The following is a 21,991-nucleotide window of genomic DNA, read 5'->3' on the forward strand; positions in this document are numbered from 1 at the left end:
TCCTCCCCTAGTCATTCCGTTTCGTAACACGGAATACTTCTGACAGCGTTGTCTCTCCCGACAACGCTAAAGCAACTCCATGTCTTAGTAATGGATGAAATCCCTTCTTCTCAGCATGCTCTCGCAATACATGATAAGGTTTATGCATAGCGATTTCAGAACGCAACGCTGTATCGGGATGTAGAAATTCATAAATTCCCTGACGTCCTTTATATCCTGATCGGAAACAGTGAGAACACCCCTCTCCGCGATATAAGGGGATATCCGGATCTTGTCCTATAGACTGTAGAAATGCCCGTTCTTGGACATCTGCTGCGCATTGCTGCTTGCAATGAGGGCAGATTTTTCTCACTAATCTCTGAGCAACAACACCAACGATTGTTGCTGATAATAAATAAGGCTCTACTCCCATATCTAAAAGACGGGGAATTGCAGAAATCGCATCATTAGTGTGCAATGTGCTGACAACAAGGTGCCCTGTTAGCGCGGCTTGTATAGCAATTTCCGCCGTTTCTTGATCACGAATCTCTCCAACCATTAAAACATCGGGATCCTGACGCAATAAATGTCTTAAACCACAAGCAAACGATAGACCTATCTTTGGTTTCACAGCAATTTGCGCTATTCCTGATAACTTATATTCAGGGGGATCTTCTATTGTCATGATATTGGTAAAAGGTCCTGAAAGATGTTGGATCACACTATAGAGCGTTGTTGTTTTCCCACTCCCCGTAGGGCCTGTAACTAAAAGTATCCCTTCAGGAACAGCAATCACTTCTTTAAAAGAACTTTCGATATCTTTAGGCATGTGCAATCCCGAGATATCTAAAATCACATTACGCTTATCTAAAATCCTAAGAACAACACGTTCACCATAGATTACAGGAACGGTACTCACACGCATATCGATTTCCTGACCACCTATTTGGATTTTTATTCTCCCATCTTGAGGCAAGCGGTGTTCCGCTATATCCATTTTTGCCAATACTTTAATCCGAGTGATTAATGCTGAATGCAGATGGGCTGGTGGAGAATGACGATCATGCAAAACGCCGTCTATACGGTAGCGTATGCGTAGAGAGTCTTCTAAAGGTTCAAAATGAATATCTGAGGTACGTTCTTCAATTGCTTCTTTCAAAATCAGATTTAAAAAGCGTACAACGGGAACAAGGTCAGTACTTTCTAAAAGATCTTCCTCTTCATTTATTGGCGAGGTATCGCCTTCTTTCATGCTTAACAGCATGTCGGAGGCCCTCCCCTCTAAATTCGAGTAAATCTTTTGTAAACTCTGTATAATCTCTGTTTCGTCTTTAAGAACAAAAAGCACAGGCTTTTTTATAAGCAGCTGCACTTCGTCTTTTGCCATGAGTGAGGAGGTCTTTGCATAAGCTATCGTCACACTGTCTTCCTGCTCTTTTAACGGCAGAAGGCAGTGCTTCTTTAAAAAAGAATAGGGAAGAGCATTCAATAGCTCCTGAGATAGCACAACCTTATCGCCCATCGTACTCTAGCCCCTCTACTTGAGACGCGGGTAGTTCTATGGCAGAAATCAGTTCTAATTTTTTATGCGCTGCCTTTGCGGCTTCTTCTCCAGCAAACAGGGCTTTACGAAATTCAATATTCTCTCCAGGACGCGAAGAAAGAACAGCTTCTTCGTGGCGCTCTTTTTTCTCAGCAGGATTATCGAGGATTTTCGGAGTGATAAAGACGAACATTTCTGTTTGACTATCCGAGGTCGAGTTCATCCCAAAAAGCTTCCCTACTCCGGGAATCTCCCCAAGAAAAGGAATGCCATCTTGAGAATCCGAGACGTGTTTACAACGTAACCCCCCAATGATTACCGTCTCACCATCAGGAATACGCACTTTATTGGTGATATTACGTCGAGTAACATCAGGACGCTCGTTAGCATTTTTTCCTGTAGTATCAAAGGTAATATCCGTCTCTAGGGTAATGTAGCTTTTCCCATCTTCCTCACCCACGTTAATAACAGGAAGCATCTTAATCATAATTCCGTATTGAGCACGGTTATATTGAGCTTTCTCCTTATCTGCCGAGACTGCTATCGACATCTCTTCTACAATGGCAATTCTTGCGGGAGTTTGGTTCATAGTCACAACAGAAGGACTCGCATTTATACGTACATCTTCCTGAGCCATTAAAAATTGATAGGCAAGATCATAACCCGGGACTAAAGACGCCCCCGTACTGCCTTTAAATAAAAACTCTAAAATCCCTGAGCTTGCCCAAGAAATCCCCATTGATGATTTTTTACAAACCTCTTCGCCAAGTCTTAACAGATTTAACCCTGCTTTACGCTGGTTAGAAAGCTTTCTCTCAAAAAGCAAAACTTCTATACGCACCATCTTTTTAGGCACATCGAGCTTTTTCAATAACATCTTGATTCTGGGTAAAGCCTCTTTCTCCACGACCATGATCAAGGTGCCCGTCTTAGAATCTGCAATGAAATTTCCATACTTTACAGAACCCTCTTTTGCAGTTCCTGCGGAAGATGTATCGATATGTATCGTAGAAGTCGCTTCCTTTAGCATAGATTCCTGAGAAGCAAGAGATCCCCCTTCCTTCCCTGCAAAGACATCGTGTACCTGAGATAGCAATACTGCAAGCTCTTGAGGGTCGGAGTGCTTCACGCTATACCAAAAGACAGTTTTGTCTGTAGGGTTCTCAATCCCCTCTTCAAGATCTTTAATTAAATCCATCGCTTGATGAACTAAAGTCGCTGTACCACTTAAAAATAAAGAGCGCCCTTGATATTGTAGAGGAACAACTTTAAGACCAAGATTCTCATCATTGTCCTCTTTAGTGATATCTTCTCGAAAAGCGGCTTTAAGAATAGAAATCATCTCCGAAGCTTCTATCTTCGTTAAAGGAACAACGCGATATTCCTGACGAACACTATCTTCTTGGACGAAATCATAAATTTTAAGGAGTTCACCTATCTCACCAACAGAACCGAATACCCACAACTTCCCTCCGAAAAGATCAATATGCGTTGTATCAAGGTTAGCAAACTTTCTTAAGATATGCTGATCAGCTCGTATATCGATATTCTTCGAGTTTAATACATAGCCAATATAAGCAGTTGCAGGGAGTAAATCTAAATCCTTCCTAGAAGAAAAGACTCCAGCAACTCCACAACCCTCTTTATGCGTTGTATAGAGCTCTTTTATCCATGGGCTTATCTGACGCACACCTATACCAAGACGTGTTAGCAACTGCGTAAGACACTCTTCAAAACCCTCTTTAGGAACAGTAAATTTTGATAATGCGGAAACTTTAATCGATCCGATATCCTGAGGGACCAAGTAAATGACGTTATCTTCACCATAATCAGAAACTAAATTGTAAATTGTCGTTTCAGGATGATGCCATAAGGCATAATCATCAGGATTATCTCCCCTTTCGCGAATCTCTGCTGACCAGAGATTCTCTATATGCTTAATTTGCTTTTTAACCTCTGCCAGCTTATGCAGAAGCTCTTTCCAGCGCGCTTCGTCTTCACATCCGGACTCTCGTAAAGCTGCAGCCTCATCGTAAAGATTTTTTAACTGAAGATTGTACTCCTTCATATCCGCATTGAATGAAGCGAGCCCAGGGGAACTGTCTATAAAATCTCCGGTTTTTTCTAAGGACGCAGCTTTTTCCGAAATAGTCAAAGCTAAGCTTGGCACGCAACACGCCAAACCTGACAATCCGAAAAGATAAACTAAAGGACTACGCAAAAAACGCATTTATGATCCCCCACGATTGGTTCCTTCACCACCTATAAGAGGCTGCCTTCCGGGACGTGCTTCTTCTTTCGTAGAGGCGGCTCCAGAATCAAAACCTTGTTTTAGCGGTAATGTCACAGTCTCTACTAGTGTTCTTTGCGCGTTAAATACGTGAGCACGCACAACAAACTCTCTAGAGTCTTTTTCTAATTTATCAAAAACCAGTAACGGCCCTTGAGTCTTTCCTGAAAGATAGTCTTCCAGCTGCTCTTTGCGAGAGATCTTCTCCCAAGTTTTTCCCGTATATACTACCCAATCGTCGGGAGAAAGAATCATCCTTTGTCCCCCAGCTTGTATAATAGGACGGGACCAAGAACGCATCCCCACAAATTCAAATTCCTTAACGATCTCTGCAATCTCTATTGGGGAACTCATGCCTTTTACTAAACTCATGGACTGATGGGATGTTCCCCCAACATTCCACAGCTCGATCACCATGACTTTCTCATCTATTTTCTTAACCTCTAATAGAGGCGCCTGAGAACTCTCTCCTCTAAATTCCCCACAAGTCTGCCAACGATCGCCATCCCAAAGCAAAACATCCCCAACAGCAAGGTAACGGCTATAGTTCTCATCAGATAAAGAAACAAAATCTACACGCTCTTTAACAGCTTTATCAGCATAATCCGCTCCCCCGTGCATTAGAAGAAACTTGTCACTCCCTATACGACGAATCTTTTGCTTCACAGGGAAACTCGCATCTACACGAATACCACCGATTTCCCAAGACTCTAATCCCTTAGCAGGAGACGTTAAAAATAAGGTCTCGCGCTCTCTAGGAGAGGTAACTAGCTCCCCATTGACTCCCTTTAAACGGACTTTGACTTCTATACGGTTATCCATGCTCAAAGGACGGCACTCTAACCATAAATCTGTGGGTTCCCCCTTAGGACTAAAGGTGAATACCCCTCCCTCAGGAGAAGAAAGTACCTTGACATAGACTTTTTCATTCACACTAGCCACATAGGAATCCTTGGAGGTAGCAAACTCTAAAAAAAACTTGCCTCCACAAGCGTCAGGACGCTTATTGCTCCCTAAAAACACAAGCTCCTGCCTAAGATCTGGTAATCTTTCCCTAAGCTCCGGCGACTCTAAAGCCCAAATCCCTGAAGAAACATCCTGAGCCATAGGTAATGTCTTTTGCTTCCCCTTCAACCCATCAAATTTCAAAGAAACACTGTACAGGCTTTCCAGGTGATTCGGAGCCACACACACCATCCAAAGCAAAGCAGCAATACTTATCAGGCAGTGTCCTATCGAAAAAAGGTGGTGCATAGTAGAAATAAGCTAAAAATAAAGTTATAAGATAACCGATTACAGAAAAAAAATCAATTTATACAAACAAAAGTATTAGCGTTAACATTAAAAAATAATTAAAACAAGGAGTAAATACTTTTATAAGAAAACTAACTCCGTAGACACAGGACGGCTGGTTAAACTAAAATTTTTATTACCATCTATCAGGACTGTATCTTCGATACGTATGCCTCCGATCCCTGGGAAATAGACTCCGGGCTCCACAGTAACTGTCATTCCGGTTTCTAGGGTAGCTGTGTCCGATTTTGGAGAAAGCTGGGGGTATTCGTGAATATTCCTTCCTACGCCGTGACCTACGCCGTGGCAAAAATATTCCTCGAGCCCGTATTCTCTTAATACGCGGGCAGCTTCGTTATGAATGTCTAGACATAGAGCTCCGGCACGGCATAATTTCATCCCGGCTTGTTGAGCTTTTACGACTGCAGGATAACTTTCAATAAGACGTGTATCTGGGCGTCCCCAAGCTACTGTACGCGACATATCCGAGCAGTATCCTTGATACAGAACGCCTATGTCAATAAGCACAATATCCCCCTTGCGCAACTCCCTATCCGTGGGAACAGCATGAGGGAAGGCAGCGTGATGGCCGAAAGCCACGATCGGAGAAAATGAAGGCCCTTCAGCACCAGCTTTAGCCCAAAATACACGAAGGAGCCGCACAACCTCTTGTTCTGTTATCCCCTCTTGCAATACGGAGAGAACATAGTCATACCCTTCAGAGCCCAAAGTGGCTGCTTGACGCATTTTTTCTATTTCATCTGCAGACTTTATACTGCGTAATTTTTCCGTGAATAACGTTATAGGCACCCAAGAGCATGAAGCATTTTCTCTTTCTTGGTATCTTTGATATGAAGTATGGAGGCTATCAAAGCCCAAAGTTTGATAAGCAGTTGTTTTAAGATAGGGAAGAAGAAATTCTGCGATGTTTCTATCACAAAATACAAGAGAGGGCCCCTGAAGATCAGCATAGAGCTCTTTGTCCATACGATAAACAAAAAACACTACCTCATCTTTGCCTATGAGAAGGGTTCCTGTGGTTACTTTATCTCCAAGAAAATACGCAAGATCTTCTCCTCTTTCTACGATAAACCCCTCTATACCATAATCTGCAAGAGCTGCTTGCGCTCTAGCTACGCGATCTTGGAACATAATTTACTCCTTAATAAAATCCTCATCTAAAACTAATCGGCGTATTTGTGAGCCGTCAAATGCTTTTTCCGGCTTACCTAGTTGCCAAAGCAAAGATAACCAAGAAATATCGAATGCCCTCAGTGTTTTACAAAAGATGGTCTGTGTTAAAGCCTCTTTAATTAAAAGAGTCATCGCTCTTTTATCCACTTTGGCACTCTCTGCTGCCAAGGAGAGAATCCACAATTTCAACTCTTCCTCACCTATAAATGTTGGAGCACTTTCAATGGAGAATACACAAGGACCCATTTGAGAAATCTCTATTCCTAACAGCTTAAATTCCTCGATATGAGATGAGAGGAAAATACGCTCCTGAGGCGTCACCTCCAAACATAAAGGGACTAAAAAAGACTGACTTTTATAGTTATGTTGATGGTTTTCTACTAAAGATAGGTAAAACAAATGTTTTCTAGCCGATTCTGTAAAAATAGCATGAACACCTTCCGAGTCCTCTGCAAGAACTATTTTCCCTAGAGAAGTTAAAAAACGCACTTCTTGAGAAGCTCCCCAAGAAATTTGTGTTTGCCTATCTACAGGCAAGGGATCTGGCTCCCTATCCAAGAAAGGAAGAGATCCAGAGGAAGATGGCGTCAATTTTACTACCGGCAAAACATTAGAACCCTGCAGCCCTTCTAAAGCACTTTCAGGGAGCTGTTCATCAAAAAAGCGTAGCGCAGGCAACGTAGAAGCTGTTTCAAAAACAGAGACCTCTTGAGGGCGCGCTAAAACCTCTCCTATTGTCTCTGAAAGGAATTCCCCAACAAATTCTTCTCTAAGAATCCTCACTTCTGTTTTCTGAGGATGCACATTGAAATCGCACCACTCGGGAGGAAGATACAGTTTTAAAACAAAAACAGGATACCTTTGTGGAGGCAAAAGCATGGAATAAGCCTCGCTTATTTTTTTTGATATAAACGTAGAGTCCACGGGACGATCATTGATAAAAACTCTCTGTCCTAAACGTGTAGGCCTGTGAAAGCCCGGAGAACCTAAAAAACCGACAACACGTACAAGATTGCCCCCCTTATCCACACGTAAGGCTTCCTGCATAAAGCCCTCTCCCATGACAAAAGCTACGCGCTCGGCAAATCCCTGATGCTTGAAAATATGAAATTCCTGTTGCCTTTCACTTACCCAAGACCAGCCCACATTCTCTACAGATAGAATTCTATTCTCCAAAAGCTTTCTCATAGCCATCCGATCTGTCTGAGGACTCTTTTGAAATCCCCGACGTACAGGAACGTTGTAAAATAGCGAATCTATAGAAATTGTCGTCCCTACCTGACGTGGCTTAGCTTCTGATGTAACGATCTCTCCCCCATGGATAATTGTCCTAGAGCCTTCTCCCGCTCTAGGACAAGAAAGAATTTCCATTTTAGAGATAGAAGCTATCGCGGGGAGAGCTTCCCCACGGAAACCGAAACTCGACAAAGAAAAGACATCGGAAAACTCACCGATTTTTGACGTGGCATGACGCTTAAGAGCAAGAGCAACATCTTCTGAGCTCATTCCACAGCCATTATCTTTTACAACAATTAGCCCCTGCCCTCCTCCTAGAGTTTCAACCTCTATTTCATCCGCCCCAGCATCTAAGGCATTCTCTACCAACTCTTTAACTACAGATATAGAGTTTTCAATAACCTCTCCTGCAGCTATCTGATTGATAGTGATCGTATCGAGTAATTGAATAGGGTTTCTTGAACTCATAGTAAATTCTAATCAAGGGTCTTGCGAAAGCAAAAAGTAAAATACTAAAAAACTAATGTCAAGAAACCTAATTTTTATAATTAACAAGACCCTCTATAAGAAGAGTTTATGAAATAATTATTTATAAAGACTATAAATTACATTCAATTAATAACTTGTCTTTTCAAAAGAATTAATTTTAAAATTGATTTATGAATTAAATAATTTTAATTTTAGGAATTATATTAATGAGCAAGCCTACTTCTAATAATTCTAAAAAGCCATCAGCCTCGTTTAACAAAAAAACACGTAGCCGACTCGCTGAGCTTGCTGCACAAAAAAAAGCTAAGGCTAATGATTTAGAACAGCAATATCCAGTCCCTACAGAAGAAGAAACAAAGAAAGCTTTGTCAGACATCTTACATGGTCTTGGTGAGGGATTAACTCTTCAGCAGATCTTAGGTCTATCCGACGTTTTGTTAGAAGAGATTTACACAATTGCTTACACCTTCTATTCCCAAGGGAAATACAACGAAGCCATAGGTCTTTTCCAAATTCTTACAGCTTCAAAACCTCAGTGCTACAAGTATATCCTAGGCTTAAGCTCATGCTATCATCAGCTCAAAATGTACAATGAAGCAGCCTTCGGCTTCTTCCTTGCTTTTGATGCGGAGCCCCAAAACCCCATTCCTCCTTACTACATAGCAGATAGCTTGATGAAGATAGACCAAGCGGAGGAATCTCGAGATTTCTTAGATATTACCATCGATATTTGCGCTAACAAACCTGAGTACAAAATTCTGAAAGAACGCTGCAATATTATGAAAGACTCTCTCAAAGATATGATTAAAGAAACAGCTCCAAAAAAGAAAAAAGCCACTGCTGCCAAATCAAAAACAGCAGACAAAAAGAAATCCGGTGGGAAACGTTAATTTAGGGTTAGGAGAACTCCAACATGAATAAAAAAGTTAAAAAAACAAACAAAACTACTACTAAAAAAACAGCTACTAAGAAGACATCTGCAAAACATACACATGTTGCTCCTGTCCTATTCACAAATGAAACAGACAAACAAGAAGTAGCAATTTCAAATTTGGAGAACTTGGTTTCTTCTATTTATGAAGATTTGCCTCTAGCTCAAACATTTTCTGGGATTCAAGACGAAAAGCAACTTGCAAAGATGATGGCTGCGTTAAACGGCACTTTAGACTCCCTCCCTATTGAGACTCTTACAGAAGGCTTGTTTAACAATCCTAAAGAAGATGCAAAATTTGCTAAAGATTTAGCTTCGGTCCTTCATGGATTGAAGAACCTATCTTCAACAGTAAATAAGCATATCTCTGACAAACACTAGTCTTAGTAAAAAATTAGATAACATAGGGTAAATTAGCATGTCTCTTTCTACCTCAGGTCCAGACAACGCCAACCAGAAAAATATCATGGCTCAGGTATTAGCTTCTACACCGCAAGCTGTACCCACTCCAGATAAACTTGCTGGCAATGAAACTAAGCAAATTCAGCAAACCCGACAGGGGAAAAACGCTGAAATGCAAAGTGATGCTGGTATTGCTGGAACTCAAGGTAAAGAAAAAACCAGTGCTGTTTCTGAAGCTCAAGGCGCAGATAACATCATGGCGGGTCAAGGAATTGCCGCAGGTCAAGAGACTGAAGCTGCAGAAGCTGCCGCCGGCGCTAACCAAACAGCCGGCGCCGCTGCTTTCCGAGCAAATTTACAAGCTTCACTTGAAGAAACTAACAAAACATTGGAGACCACTCTCTCCTCTTTATCTTCCTTAGATTCTACTCAGCTACATGAAGTTCAAGAGTTGGTTGCCTCTGCTGTTAGCAGATCATCAAACTCTGCGATTCGAGGATTAGAGACTCCAGATCTTCCTAAACCTTCTATAAGCAAGCCTAGACAGGAAGTTATGGAAATTAGCATGTCCATAGCAAAAGCTATCGCTGCTCTTGGAGAAGCTACCGCTTCGGCCCTTTCTGACTATCAAAGCACCCAGGCCCAAGCTTCAACGATGAACCGCTTATCCTTAGAATCTCAAGGATTGAAAATCGATTCTGAACGTGAAGAATTCCAAAAAATGAAAGAGATTCAAGCAAAAGCAGACGGGAATAAAACACTCGAAACTGTAAACACCGTGATGATTGCTGTTTCTGTAACTATTACCGTGGTCTCTGTTGTTGCTGCATTATTTACCTGCGGTCTAGGTCTTATAGGTACTGCCGCTGCTGGAGCTACTGCCGCCGCTGCCGCTGCAACTGCAGGGGCTACTGCAGGAGTTACTGCCGCAACATCCGTAGCCACAACTGTAGCTACACAGGTTACCGTTCAAGCTGTGATGCAAGCAGTCAAAACTGCCATTGTACAAGCAGTCAAAACTGCCGTTATGGAAGCTGTTAAATCCGCTATTAAACAGGGGGTCAAACAAGCTATTAAAGCTGCTGTTAAAGCCGCCGTTAAGACATTGATGAAGAACATGTCCAAGATCTTCAAAACAGGGCAAAAAGCCCTTTCCAAGAGCTTCCCAAAACTTTCTAAAGTAATCAATACTTTAGGGAATAAATGGGTCACTGCTGGAATGGGAGTGGTTGTTGCCGTTCCTTCTTTAGTCAAAGGTATTGGAGATCTTAAATTATCCGAAATGCAAACCGAACTTGCCGATATTCAGAAAAAAACAGGGATGCTCACCGCTCAAGCCGAAATGATGAACATGTTTACCATGTTTTGGCAACAGGCAAGTAAAATCGCCGCGAAACAAACTGACAGTGCAAATGAAATGCAGCAACAAGCAACTAAATTAGGTGCTCAGATTGCTAAAGCCTTCCAATCTATCAGCTCGGGCTTAGCAGCAGCAGTATAAAAATTATTTATTAAGGGGATATTTTTGCTATGACATCAGGAGTTAGTGGAAGTAATAATACTGATCCTTCATTAGCTGCTCAGCTTGCGCAAAATGCCAGTCAAGCGGCTTCTAAATCTCAAGGACAACAAAAATCAGGTAATGCTCAAGAAACACAAGAAGCAGCTGCAGGGTTTGAGGATCTAATCCAGGAGACACAAACTCAAGGAACTTCTAAAAAAGAAGCGACTTCGCAAACAACCAAAAGCTCTAAAACTGATAAATCTGCTAAATCTTCTTCCTCTACGTCAGTAGCTAGTGCCTCAAGTACTGTTACAGCTCAAGCTGTAAAAGGACCTAAAGGGCTGCAGCAAAATAACTATGAGCTCCCCCAACTTCCGATGCCTGAGAATACGGAAGTTAACGGCGTAGTAATCAAAAAAGGCATGGGAACTCTTGCCTTATTGGGACTCATTATGACCTTACTTGCACAATCTAGTGCAAAATCTTGGTCCTCACAGTTCCAACAACAAAACCAGGCAATTCAAAACCAAGTAGCTATGGCCCCAGAAATAGGGAATGCGATTAGAACTCAAGCAAATCACCAAGCTTCTGCTACAGAAGCTCAAGCTAAACAAAGTATGATCTCCGGGATCGTTAACATCGTTGGTTTCGCAGTTTCCGTCGGCGGGGGTCTTCTCTCTGCTGCAAAAAGCTTAGGAGGAATAAAATCTGCAGCTTTTGCAAAAGAAACAGCGGGTGCTGCGGGATCCGCAGCGAGCTCAGCCGCCTCTCAAGCTTCAAAAATGGCCACAGATGCTGCTACTACAGCCGCTAAAACAGCATCAACAGCTGCTTCTGGTGTTGCAGGTTCTGCAGCTCAAGGTGCTGCAAAAGCTGCAGCAGGATTAACCGACGATATCGCTGCTGCAACTGCAAAAGCCACTGCAGGGACTGCAAAAGGCGGGGGATTATTCGGCAAAGTATTAAACACCCCTGGCTGGAAAGATAAACTTACACGCGGAATGAACGTAGTGAAAACTCAAGGGGGACGCGCTGCTGCTTTTGCTGGTAGAGCCCTTTCTACATCCATGCAGATGTCTCAGATGGTTCACGCTCTCACAGCAGGTATTGACGGGATCGTTGGTGGTGTTATGGGAGCTGAAATTGCTCATCACCAAAGACAGGCTGGTATGGCTGAAGCTCACGCTGAAGAGTTGAAACAACTTTCCTCCATTCAGGGTCAGTACGCAGGACAAGCGCAACAACTTCAAGAGCAGTCGCAACAAAGTTTCAACTCTGCTTTGCAGACTCTACAAAATATTGCCGACTCTCAAACCCAAACAACATCAGCAATCTTTAGTTAAGACATCTTTTTACACACTTAAAGTAACGCAAAGGCTCAAACACTGTGTTGGGCCTTTCTTATGTAAAGCCGCTTTACATTAAGAAACAATGTAGCCTTGGCGAAATTCTTCATGGTAGATCAGGCGGCAGCCTACAACCATAAATACAACAGCCATGAGCAAAGATCCTGATAAGCTCTCCCCTAACAACAACCAGCCATAAAATGCCGAGAATAAAGGCATAACAAGATTGCAAAAGGAAAGGAATGTTGAAGAATACTTTCTCAATAATTTTGCATACAGATTGTAGCTAATCAGATTGGAGAATAGTACAAGGCAAAAAACTGCCTGAACGAACACGACCCCATTACTCACGGGGATAGGATTCCACGTCTCGACAACCATAGAGTGTCCTAAAGATAAAACCCCGGAAATAAGCATTGCGTAGGCATTTATTGCCATTACCGATAAAGAGGAGTTCTTTTCTATCTTTCTTAATAATGTCCAGCCAAAAGCAGACAAACAGGTCGCAAGCAATAACAGTAGCTCAGGAACCCCCAATTGCCAGCTCCATGTCTCCGTAGAGTTACTACCTCCAAAAAATAGATAAAACAGGTAGCCAACCAACCCAAGGCTTAATCCAGCTATTTTTTTCACCGTTACAGTTTCCCGTAACTGGATATAGGAAAATAAAGCGGAAATAAACGGAGAAAGTCCGTAGATAAAACAAGCTTTAGAAGAAGATAAGTTTTGTAAGCCTACAAACTCACAGACATTCGTCAGGTAGAATCCAACTAAAGCTAAAATCAAAACAGGAACATAAACCTGTTTTGGTAATTTTAAAGACCCTTTTTTCCACAACACTATTGCTGCTAAAACCAAACCAGCAACAAGCATACGGCTTCCTGTTACAAATAAAGGTGCTGAAACCTCCATCGCCAATTTGCTAAAAGCAAAAGATGAAGACCAAATGAAAGCGGTAAAAAATACTAAAAAAATAGACATGAAGAAGTCATTTCTGGGATAGAAAACACCCCATTGTAAAAGAAAAAATCTTTGGCTCCAACTCAAATATATTTTTACCTATAGATATCTTTTAACATAACCTCTTATCCCTCACGTAAATCTTAGGTTTTTTTTAATAAAACTCCCTTGCTTTGATCCAGAAAAACGTTACAATAACAGGCATAGAAAAACAGTCTTAAAAACTTCTTAATGGAGAGAATATGATCCGCGTGATTTGCAACAACGAAACTGTTGAGCTGCCTAAAGGCGCTACTGCTGCTGATTTCGCGAGCAAAATAAAAAATTCTCATTACTTTGCTGGCGTTGTCATAAACGATCAAATTAAAGATCTATCTACAACCCTAAACGAAGGCGATACCTTAAGATTTGTCACCTTTGAAGATTCCGAAGGAAGAGAAATTTTTCTACATACTTCTGCCCATATCCTAGCCCAGGCTGTATTACGTCTCTGGCCACAAGCAGTTCCAACAATCGGACCTGTTATAAACCAGGGATTCTATTACGACTTCGCAAATCTTTCCGTGAGTGAAGAGGACTTGCTCGCGATTGAAAATATGATGGAGCAAATAGTTCAAGAAAAACTTGAGGTGTCCAAAAAAACATTTAATGGCAAGGAAGAAGCTCTAAAAGAATTCATGCATAATGCATTTAAAGCAGAGCTGATTCAGGAACTTCCAGAAGGAGAAAGCATCACAGCCTACTCCCAAGGGGAATTTATGGATCTTTGTCGAGGACCCCACCTGCCCTCCACGGCTCCTGTAAAAGCTTTTAAACTTTTACGTACATCCGCAGCCTATTGGAGAGGGGATCCTAGTCGGGAATCTTTAGTAAGAATTTATGGGATATCTTTTCCTACAACAAAGGAGTTAAAAGAACATCTCCATCAACTAGAAGAAGCGAAAAAACGCGACCACCGCGTTTTAGGAGCAAAACTTGACCTATTTTCTCAACAAGAATGCTCTGCTGGGATGCCTTTCTTCCATCCTAGGGGAATGATTGTTTGGGATGCATTGATAGGTTATTGGCAACGCTTACATCAACTTGCGGGTTATAAGCAAATCTTAACCCCACAACTGATGAATCGTAGTCTTTGGGAAACTTCCGGACATTGGAGCAACTATAAAGCGAACATGTACACTCTAAAGATAGATGAGGAAGACTACGCCATTAAGCCGATGAACTGCCCCGGATGCATGTTATATTATAAAACACGCCTGCATAGCTATAAGGAATTCCCTCTACGCATTGCGGAAATAGGTCACGTGCATCGCTATGAGGTTTCTGGAGCTCTTTCGGGACTTATGCGTGTACGCGCATTCCATCAAGATGATGCGCACGTATTTCTAACTCCTGAGCAAGTGGAAGAAGAAACTCTAAATATTTTAAATTTAGTTTCTGAACTCTATTCAACATTTGGTCTTGAGTATCACTTGGAGCTATCCACACGTCCGGAAAAAGACACCATCGGTAGCGATGAGCTGTGGGAATTAGCAACGTCTGCTTTAGAGCGCGCTCTTATAAATTCCAACACGCCGTTCATCATTAATCCTGGTGATGGCGCCTTTTACGGACCAAAAATTGATATTCACGTAAAAGATGCTATTCAACGTACGTGGCAATGTGGAACGATACAGTTAGACATGTTCTTACCTGAACGCTTCGAATTAGAATATACAAATGCACAGGGAGAAAAAAGCACGCCTATTATGCTGCACCGCGCTTTGTTTGGTTCGATTGAAAGATTTTTAGGAATTCTCATAGAACATTTCAAAGGTAAGTTCCCCTTGTGGTTAAGCCCTGAGCATATTCGCCTGATTACCGTAGCGGACCGCCATCAGCCGCATGCTAAAGAACTGGCCGCTGCATGGCAGAAATTAGGTCTTGTTGTTACTGTGGACGACTCTAACGAGTCTGTAAGCAAAAAAATCCGTAATGCACAAAATATGCAGGTAAACTACATGGTCACCTTGGGAGATCGGGAAATAGAGGAAAATACCTTAGCGATACGCACCCGTGATAACCGAGTTTTAAACGCTATGACAGTAGAGACATTTATAAATACTATACTTGAAGAAAAGAACTCTTTGAGTTTAACTCCACTATTGTAGAAAACCCAGATCTAAGGACGAACACCTCGAATGAAAACCATCGCTGTCAATAGCTTTAAAGGTGGAACAGCAAAGACATCAACTACCTTGCATTTAGGAGCCGCTTTAGCACAATATCATAACGCACGAGTACTACTCATTGATTTTGATGCTCAAGCAAATCTTACTTCAGGACTAGGTCTTGATCCCGATTGTTACGACAGCCTTGCTGTCGTACTTCAGGGAGAAAAAAACATTCGCGAGGTGATTCGTCCTATCGAAGATACGGGATTAGATCTAATTCCCGCAGACACCTGGTTAGAACGTGTCGAAGTTTCTGGAAATTTAGCCGCGGATCGTTATTCTCATGAACGGTTAAAACATATCTTAACCTCCGTAGAAAACGATTACGACTACGTAATTATCGACACTCCCCCATCTTTATGTTGGCTTACAGAATCTGCATTAATCGCAGCACAGTACGCTTTAATTTGTGCTACCCCTGAATTTTATAGCGTTAAGGGGCTAGAAAGACTTTCATCATTTATTCAAGGCATCTCCTCAAGACATCCCTTAAATATCCTCGGTGTTACTCTTTCTTTTTGGAACTATCGTGGGAAAAATAACGCAGCGTTTGCTGAGTTGATTCACAAGACGTTTCCCGGCAGGCTATTAAATACTAAGATTCGTAGAGATATTACGATTTCTGAAGCCGCGATTCATGGAAAACCTGTATTTGCCACAGCACCTTCAGCACGAGCTTCTGAGGATTACCTAAATCTGACCAAAGAATTGTTAATTTTACTGAGAGACATGTAATCCCATGGGAAATTTAAAAACGTTGTTAGAGAGTCGTTTCAGGAAAAATACTCAAGATAAAATGGAAACGCTAACACGCAAGCGCATGGAAGGAGAGCTCTCACCTTTCTTAAGCAGATTTTCCGATATAAAATTATCACCAAAAGAAGAAGAGAAATTCCGTCAACTTCTAGAAAACTACACTTTTGAAGATCAGATTTCCGAAGAAGATTTGAAAAATCTCTGTACTCTCTCTGCACAAATAAAACAAATCCATCATCAGGCTGTGCTCTTACACGGAGAACGTATTAAAAAAGTCCGTGATTTATTAAAAACGTATCGCGAAGGAGCCTTCTCGGCTTGGTTACTCATCACCTACGGGAACCGACAAACTCCTTACAACTTTCTCGTATATTACGAATTATTTTCTACTCTTCCCGAACCATTGAAAATAGAAGCTGAGAAAATGCCCAGACAGGCTATCTACACACTAGCTTCTCGACAAGGACCTCAAGAAAAAAAAGAAGCCATTATTCGTAATTACCGTGGAGAAAGTAAAGGCGAGCTTTTAGATATTATTAGAAAAGAATTTCCTTTAATTTCTACAGATCGTCGTCAAACATGTTTAGCAAAACAAGCGCTAGCTATACTTTCCAAAGGTTCACAATTATTAAAAAAATGCTCGGAATTATCTCCTGAGGATTATTCTTCCCTGGAAAAATTGATAAAAAAGCTTCAAAAAGTTAAAAATAACTTCTTTCCCAATACAAAGGTCTAATATATGGCAGCTAAATCAAAAACACTAGAACTGGAAGATAATATTTTTCTTATTCTTGAAGGAAATTTAAAAAGAATTTTTGCCACCCCTATTGGCTACACTACATTCCGAGAATTTCAAAATGTTGTTTTTAATTGCTCTCAAGGCCAACAAGAAACAGCGAATTTCTTTTTTGAAATGCTCATCAACGGAAAACTCATTCATGAACTTTCTGTCGATCAAAAACAAGCAGCTCAAAGTCTAATCACTGAATTTATGATGCCTATTCGTGTTGCTAAAGATATTCATGAGCGTGGTGAATTTATTAACTTCATTACATCAGATATGCTTTCTCAGCAAGAGCGCTGCGTATTCTTGAATCGCTTATCTAGAGTAGACGGACAAGAGTTCCTATTAATGACCGATGTGCAAAATACCTGCCATTTAATTCGTCATCTATTAGCAAGACTTTTGGAAGCGCAAAAGAACCCTGTGGGAGAAAAAAATCTTCAAGAAATTCAAGAAGATATCATATCCTTGAAGAATCATTTTGAAGAACTTGAAAAGTCTGTTCAATAAGTAAAGATTTATGAATAAAAAAAAACGCGTACTCACTGGAGATCGGCCAACAGGAAAGCTGCATTTAGGTCATTGGGTCGGATCCATCAAAAATCGTTTAGATTTACAGAATAACCCCGCTTATGATTGCTTTTTCATCATAGCAGATCTCCACACTCTTACAACCAGGGTGCGTAAAGAACAGGTTGTAGATGTTGATAATCACATTTACGAAGTTCTTGCAGACTGGTTGAGCGTGGGGATAGATCCGAACAAATCCTCTATTTACCTACAATCAGCAATTCCTGAGATTTATGAGCTCCATTTGCTATTTTCCATGCTAATTTCCGTAAACCGCATTATGGGAATTCCTAGTCTTAAAGAAATGGCGAAAAACGCTTCCATTGAAGAAGGTGGGTTATCTTTGGGATTGATGGGTTATCCTGTATTACAAAGTGCTGATATTCTTCTTGCAAAAGCTCAGCTTGTTCCCGTAGGGAAAGATAATGAAGCACACATAGAGTTAACACGTGATATTGCGCGCAATTTCAACCGTTTATACGGAGAGATTTTCCCCGAACCTGAAACCCTACAAGGAGAACTTACCTCTCTAGTAGGTATTGATGGTCAAGGGAAAATGAGTAAATCGGCAAACAATGCTATTTACCTTTCTGATGATGACGCTACTATCGAAGATAAGGTCAGAAGGATGTATACGGATCCAAATCGAATTCATGCATCAACTCCGGGCCGTGTTGAGGGAAATCCTCTATTTATCTATCACGATATTTTCAACCCTAATAAAGAAGAGGTTGAAGAGTTTAAAACACGTTACCGTCAAGGATGTATAAAAGATGTTGAAATAAAAACTCGTCTTGCTGAGGAGTTAATCCGCTTCTTACAACCTTTTAGAGAGAAACGTGCTGAGCTACTAGCACATCCTAAAATTCTTCAAGAAGCCTTGCAGAAAGGCACCGAAAACATGTGTGCTTTAGCAAAAGAAACTATGGAAGAAGTCCATAATACCCTAGAGTTAAGTCGTAAATGGCGTTCGCGTCTATCGCTATAACCTATTCATGCTATGACTTTTGAATTACGAGCAGCTTTTGCCCCTTGTGGCGATCAGCCAGAGGCGATTGCTAAACTTACTCAAGGCATACGTAATGATGTACAATCTCAAGTACTTTTAGGGACTACGGGCTCTGGGAAAACTTTCACCATTGCCAATGTTGTTGCTAATGTTAATCGTCCTACGCTCGTATTGGCACATAATAAAACATTAGCAGCACAATTATACCAAGAATTCAAAGAATTCTTTCCCAACAATGCTGTCGAGTATTTCATCTCCTATTACGATTACTATCAACCTGAAGCCTACATTGCGCGTAATGATACCTACATAGAAAAAAGCCTCTTAATCAATAGTGAAATCGATAAACTCCGTTTATCTGCAACACGATCTATTTTAGAGCGTAGAGATACCTTAATCGTCTCTTCTGTGTCTTGTATTTATGGTATTGGTTCTCCCGAAAACTATGCTTCTATGGCTTTAGAGCTAAAGGTAGGAAAAGAATACCCACGCACGTTACTTGCTGCTCAGCTTGTGAAAATGAACTATCAAGCTTCTCCTGTAGCACAACGTTCAACATTTCGTGAACGCGGGAGCGTTATTGATATTTTCCCTGCTTATGAAAGTGATCAAGCTATCCGCTTAGAATTTTTCAATGATACGCTATCCTCCATAGAATATAGCGACCCCCTGACTATGATCCCTACAGCGTCGGTAGCCTCAACGATTATCTATCCAGGGTCGCATTACGTCACTCCTGAAGCTGTGCGTGAACAAGCTATCTGCTCTATACGGGAAGAATTAGAAGAGCGTATGCTATTCTTCCACGATCGCCCTGTAGAACAAGATAGATTATTTCATAGAACCACGCACGATATCGAAATGATAAAAGAAACAGGATTTTGTAAAGGAATAGAAAACTATTCTCGTCACTTTACAAAAATGCCTCCTGGAGCACCTCCTGCTTGCCTTTTAGATTATTTCCCCGAAGATTTCCTATTAGTCATAGATGAATCACATCAAACACTACCGCAGATACGAGCTATGTACCGCGGAGATCTATCTAGAAAGCAGTCTTTGGTAGAATATGGCTTTCGGCTTCCCTCTGCTTATGACAACCGTCCTTTGACCTATGAAGAAGCTCAGAAGTATTTCCATAATGTAATTTATGTATCTGCAACGCCCGGAGAAACAGAGCTAAACGAAAGTCAAGGACATATCGTAGAACAAATCATCCGCCCTACAGGAATTCCTGATCCTATTCCAGAAATTCGTCCTGCAACAGGGCAAGTAGATGATCTACTTGAAGAGATCCGCAAACGCTTATCTAAATCTCAGGAAAAGATTTTAGTCATTTCTATTACTAAAAAGCTCGCTGAAGATATCGCTGCTTTCCTTTCAGAATTAGATATTGCTGCAGCATATCTACATTCTGGAATAGAAACTGCAGAGCGTACTCGTATTCTTGCAGATTTACGTTTGGGAAATATTGATGTACTTATAGGCGTAAACTTACTCCGCGAAGGATTAGATCTTCCTGAAGTCTCTTTAGTCGCTATTCTTGATGCCGATAAAGAGGGTTTTTTACGTAGTACCTCTTCTTTAATACAGTTTTGTGGAAGAGCGGCAAGAAATGTAGAAGGGAAGGTTATCTTCTACGCCGATCAAAAAACACGCTCTATAGAACAAACCCTAAAAGAAACGGAACGCCGTCGGCAGATACAATTAGATTACAATAAGGCAAATAACATTACGCCTAAACCCATTATTAAAGCGATCTTTGCCAATCCTATCCCTCAGGGAGGGAAAAAAGAATCACAAGAGCCTGCTAAAACCCCTCTATCGATAAAAGAATTAGAAAAGCTGATAAAAAAATTTGAAAATCTCATGCAAGAAGCAGCTCATGAATTTCGATTTGATGAAGCTGCAAAATATCGAGATAAAATGAAAGCTGCTAAAGAACAACTTCTTTATCTTTCATAAAACATTGCTAAAATCCCGAATGAAATCTGCTTGCTTTTTGTAAAATCAGCCCCTAATATTGCCATTAAGCTCTCCCCTATGTAACCCGATCTAATAACATAATGAGTATACGCAGATTATGTTAAATAAGTTCCTGGGAGCTAATATCCAACCCCTTGACAAAAGAGATTAAAGACTCATGTTAGAAGTTGTCATTTCCGATATCCAAGCTAGAGAAATTTTAGACTCCAGAGGATATCCAACATTATATGTTAAAGTAACTACAGACGCAGGCACTTTCGGAGAAGCTTGTGTGCCTTCGGGAGCTTCTACAGGAATAAAAGAAGCTTTAGAACTTCGTGATCAAGATAGTTCTCGATTCCAAGGGAAAGGTGTTTTACAAGCTGTAAAAAATGTGAAAGAAGTACTTCTCCCTGTCTTACAAGGAATCAGTATATTCGATCAAATCCTTATCGATTCTATCATGGTAGAGGCTGATGGCACACCAAATAAAGAGAAGCTAGGGGCGAATGCCATTTTAGGAGTTTCTTTAGCATCTGCAAAAGCTGCTGCTGCTACATTAGGACGTTCTTTTTACCGTTATCTAGGAGGATGTTTCGCTCATGTGCTTCCTTGCCCTATGATGAATCTTATTAACGGAGGGATGCACGCAAATAACGGTTTGCAATTCCAAGAGTTTATGATTCGTCCTATCGGAGCAACTTCTCTAAAAGAAGCTGTACGGATGGGCGCTGATGTTTTTCATTCTTTGAAAAATATCCTCAATGAAAAAAACTTAGCTACAGGGGTTGGTGATGAAGGAGGCTTTGCTCCACAACTAAAATCTAACTCTGAAGCATTAGATCTTCTTGTACTTGCTATCGAAAAAGCAGGTTTCCAACCTGGAGAAGACATCTCCCTAGCTCTCGATTGCGCAGCTTCTTCCTTCTATGATACGAAAGCAGAAACCTATGATGGAAAGAGCTATGAAGAACAAGTGAACATACTTGCCGATCTCTGTGATCGCTATCCTATCGATTCTATAGAAGATGGCCTCGCTGAAGAAGATTTTGACGGTTGGGAATTGCTAACAGCAGAACTTGGCGAAAGCATTCAAATCGTTGGAGATGATCTCTTTGTTACCAATCCTGAATTAATAGCTGATGGCATTAGTAGAGGTCTTGCTAATGCTGTGTTAATCAAACCAAATCAAATTGGTACATTAACAGAAACTTCAGAAGCTATACAGCTTGCCCATAGCCAAGGGTATACAACTATTCTTTCTCACAGATCTGGAGAAACCGAAGATACAACAATTGCAGATCTTGCTGTAGCTTTCAATACAGGACAAATTAAAACAGGATCGCTATCACGTTCTGAGCGTATTGCCAAGTACAACAGGCTTATGGCAATAGAAGAAGAACTCGGTCCTGAAGGACTATTTAAAGATTCTAATCCATTTTCTGGAGAATAGAATCGCCTACAGATCGCTTTCTAGAAATAACTAGAAAGCGATTGTCTTTTTATTCTAACAACACTTCTGCACTACCC

At 41.1% G+C, this 21,991-nt stretch carries 17 protein-coding genes; 11 read left to right on the forward strand and 6 right to left on the reverse strand.

Annotated elements, in window-relative coordinates; translation table 11 throughout:
* Window positions 1-7: 7 nt before the first annotated feature.
* The 5 genes from CCA_RS04765 to mutL form a co-directional block, all read right to left on the reverse strand.
* Window positions 8-1,501: a GspE/PulE family protein gene (locus CCA_RS04765; RefSeq protein WP_011006899.1), complete on the reverse strand. Its 1,494-nt coding sequence runs from the start codon at window positions 1,499-1,501 to the stop codon at window positions 8-10.
* Entirely contained in the window at window positions 1,491-3,752 is a 2,262-nt protein-coding gene (locus CCA_RS04770) for a secretin N-terminal domain-containing protein (protein ID WP_011006900.1), read from the reverse strand. Before CCA_RS04770 ends, CCA_RS04765 begins: the two co-directional genes overlap by 11 nt.
* The gene (locus CCA_RS04775; RefSeq protein ID WP_011006901.1) at window positions 3,753-5,066 is read right to left on the reverse strand and encodes a hypothetical protein; all 1,314 of its coding nucleotides are present in this window, start codon (window positions 5,064-5,066) and stop codon (window positions 3,753-3,755) included.
* A 120-nt stretch (window positions 5,067-5,186) separates the two neighbouring features.
* A complete protein-coding gene (locus CCA_RS04780) occupies window positions 5,187-6,257 on the reverse strand; it encodes a M24 family metallopeptidase (protein WP_011006902.1) in 1,071 nt (356 codons plus the stop codon).
* A gap of 3 nt (window positions 6,258-6,260) precedes the next feature.
* The gene (gene mutL, locus CCA_RS04785; RefSeq protein WP_011006903.1) at window positions 6,261-8,003 is read right to left on the reverse strand and encodes a DNA mismatch repair endonuclease MutL; all 1,743 of its coding nucleotides are present in this window, start codon (window positions 8,001-8,003) and stop codon (window positions 6,261-6,263) included.
* A gap of 227 nt (window positions 8,004-8,230) precedes the next feature.
* Between mutL and CCA_RS04790 the strand changes: the two genes are divergently transcribed.
* Genes CCA_RS04790 through sctE form a run of 4 tightly spaced genes read left to right on the forward strand, consistent with a single transcriptional unit; the run spans window position 8,231 to window position 12,204 of the window.
* Window positions 8,231-8,914 carry a SycD/LcrH family type III secretion system chaperone gene (locus tag CCA_RS04790; RefSeq protein ID WP_011006904.1) on the forward strand — a complete coding sequence of 228 codons (684 nt, stop codon included), beginning with the start codon at window positions 8,231-8,233 and terminating at the stop codon, window positions 8,912-8,914.
* Between the two features lie 23 nt (window positions 8,915-8,937).
* Window positions 8,938-9,336 (forward strand): hypothetical protein, encoded by a 399-nt coding sequence (locus tag CCA_RS04795; protein ID WP_011006905.1) that lies wholly within the window; start codon window positions 8,938-8,940, stop codon window positions 9,334-9,336.
* Window positions 9,337-9,373: 37 nt separating this feature from the next.
* A complete protein-coding gene (locus CCA_RS04800) occupies window positions 9,374-10,858 on the forward strand; it encodes a type III secretion system membrane protein (protein WP_011006906.1) in 1,485 nt (494 codons plus the stop codon).
* Between the two features lie 29 nt (window positions 10,859-10,887).
* Window positions 10,888-12,204 (forward strand): type III secretion system translocon subunit SctE, encoded by a 1,317-nt coding sequence (sctE, locus tag CCA_RS04805; protein WP_011006907.1) that lies wholly within the window; start codon window positions 10,888-10,890, stop codon window positions 12,202-12,204.
* A 78-nt stretch (window positions 12,205-12,282) separates the two neighbouring features.
* Here the strand turns inward: sctE and CCA_RS04810 are convergent, their stop codons facing one another.
* Entirely contained in the window at window positions 12,283-13,188 is a 906-nt protein-coding gene (locus CCA_RS04810; protein ID WP_011006908.1) for a DMT family transporter, read from the reverse strand.
* Window positions 13,189-13,409: 221 nt separating this feature from the next.
* Here CCA_RS04810 and thrS point away from each other — a divergent pair, with 221 nt between their 5' ends.
* The 7 genes from thrS (at window position 13,410) to eno (ending at window position 21,914) form a co-directional block, all read left to right on the forward strand.
* On the forward strand, window positions 13,410-15,317 hold the full coding sequence (thrS, locus tag CCA_RS04815) for a threonine--tRNA ligase (protein WP_011006909.1): 1,908 nt from the start codon (window positions 13,410-13,412) through the stop codon (window positions 15,315-15,317).
* A 30-nt stretch (window positions 15,318-15,347) separates the two neighbouring features.
* Window positions 15,348-16,115, forward strand: coding sequence for a ParA family protein (locus CCA_RS04820; RefSeq protein ID WP_011006910.1), 768 nt, complete (start codon window positions 15,348-15,350; stop codon window positions 16,113-16,115).
* Window positions 16,116-16,119: 4 nt separating this feature from the next.
* Window positions 16,120-16,872: a pGP6-D family virulence protein gene (locus CCA_RS04825; protein ID WP_011006911.1), complete on the forward strand. Its 753-nt coding sequence runs from the start codon at window positions 16,120-16,122 to the stop codon at window positions 16,870-16,872.
* A 3-nt stretch (window positions 16,873-16,875) separates the two neighbouring features.
* Window positions 16,876-17,430, forward strand: coding sequence for a DUF5414 family protein (locus tag CCA_RS04830; RefSeq protein WP_011006912.1), 555 nt, complete (start codon window positions 16,876-16,878; stop codon window positions 17,428-17,430).
* A 10-nt stretch (window positions 17,431-17,440) separates the two neighbouring features.
* Window positions 17,441-18,478, forward strand: coding sequence for a tryptophan--tRNA ligase (gene trpS / locus CCA_RS04835; protein ID WP_011006913.1), 1,038 nt, complete (start codon window positions 17,441-17,443; stop codon window positions 18,476-18,478).
* A gap of 12 nt (window positions 18,479-18,490) precedes the next feature.
* Complete coding sequence (gene uvrB / locus CCA_RS04840; RefSeq protein WP_011006914.1) at window positions 18,491-20,461, forward strand: excinuclease ABC subunit UvrB; 1,971 nt, start codon at window positions 18,491-18,493, stop codon at window positions 20,459-20,461.
* A gap of 178 nt (window positions 20,462-20,639) precedes the next feature.
* Window positions 20,640-21,914: a phosphopyruvate hydratase gene (gene eno, locus CCA_RS04845; protein ID WP_011006915.1), complete on the forward strand. Its 1,275-nt coding sequence runs from the start codon at window positions 20,640-20,642 to the stop codon at window positions 21,912-21,914.
* The last annotated feature ends 77 nt before the right edge of the window (window positions 21,915-21,991 follow it).

This window comes from Chlamydia caviae GPIC (assembly GCF_000007605.1).
Lineage (GTDB): Bacteria > Chlamydiota > Chlamydiia > Chlamydiales > Chlamydiaceae > Chlamydia > Chlamydia caviae.

Excerpts from the sequence above, each read along its gene's own strand:
- CCA_RS04765 (WP_011006899.1), bottom strand. The coding sequence starts at position 1,501 with ATGGGCGATAAGGTTGTGCTATCTCAGGAGCTATTGAATGCTCTTCCC.
- CCA_RS04770 (WP_011006900.1), bottom strand. The coding sequence starts at position 3,752 with ATGCGTTTTTTGCGTAGTCCTTTAGTTTATCTTTTCGGATTGTCAGGT.
- CCA_RS04775 (WP_011006901.1), bottom strand. The coding sequence starts at position 5,066 with ATGCACCACCTTTTTTCGATAGGACACTGCCTGATAAGTATTGCTGCT.
- CCA_RS04780 (WP_011006902.1), bottom strand. The coding sequence starts at position 6,257 with ATGTTCCAAGATCGCGTAGCTAGAGCGCAAGCAGCTCTTGCAGATTAT.
- mutL (WP_011006903.1), bottom strand. The coding sequence starts at position 8,003 with ATGAGTTCAAGAAACCCTATTCAATTACTCGATACGATCACTATCAAT.
- CCA_RS04790 (WP_011006904.1), top strand. The coding sequence starts at position 8,231 with ATGAGCAAGCCTACTTCTAATAATTCTAAAAAGCCATCAGCCTCGTTT.
- CCA_RS04795 (WP_011006905.1), top strand. The coding sequence starts at position 8,938 with ATGAATAAAAAAGTTAAAAAAACAAACAAAACTACTACTAAAAAAACA.
- CCA_RS04800 (WP_011006906.1), top strand. The coding sequence starts at position 9,374 with ATGTCTCTTTCTACCTCAGGTCCAGACAACGCCAACCAGAAAAATATC.
- sctE (WP_011006907.1), top strand. The coding sequence starts at position 10,888 with ATGACATCAGGAGTTAGTGGAAGTAATAATACTGATCCTTCATTAGCT.
- CCA_RS04810 (WP_011006908.1), bottom strand. The coding sequence starts at position 13,188 with ATGTCTATTTTTTTAGTATTTTTTACCGCTTTCATTTGGTCTTCATCT.
- thrS (WP_011006909.1), top strand. The coding sequence starts at position 13,410 with ATGATCCGCGTGATTTGCAACAACGAAACTGTTGAGCTGCCTAAAGGC.
- CCA_RS04820 (WP_011006910.1), top strand. The coding sequence starts at position 15,348 with ATGAAAACCATCGCTGTCAATAGCTTTAAAGGTGGAACAGCAAAGACA.
- CCA_RS04825 (WP_011006911.1), top strand. The coding sequence starts at position 16,120 with ATGGGAAATTTAAAAACGTTGTTAGAGAGTCGTTTCAGGAAAAATACT.
- CCA_RS04830 (WP_011006912.1), top strand. The coding sequence starts at position 16,876 with ATGGCAGCTAAATCAAAAACACTAGAACTGGAAGATAATATTTTTCTT.
- trpS (WP_011006913.1), top strand. The coding sequence starts at position 17,441 with ATGAATAAAAAAAAACGCGTACTCACTGGAGATCGGCCAACAGGAAAG.
- uvrB (WP_011006914.1), top strand. The coding sequence starts at position 18,491 with ATGACTTTTGAATTACGAGCAGCTTTTGCCCCTTGTGGCGATCAGCCA.
- eno (WP_011006915.1), top strand. The coding sequence starts at position 20,640 with ATGTTAGAAGTTGTCATTTCCGATATCCAAGCTAGAGAAATTTTAGAC.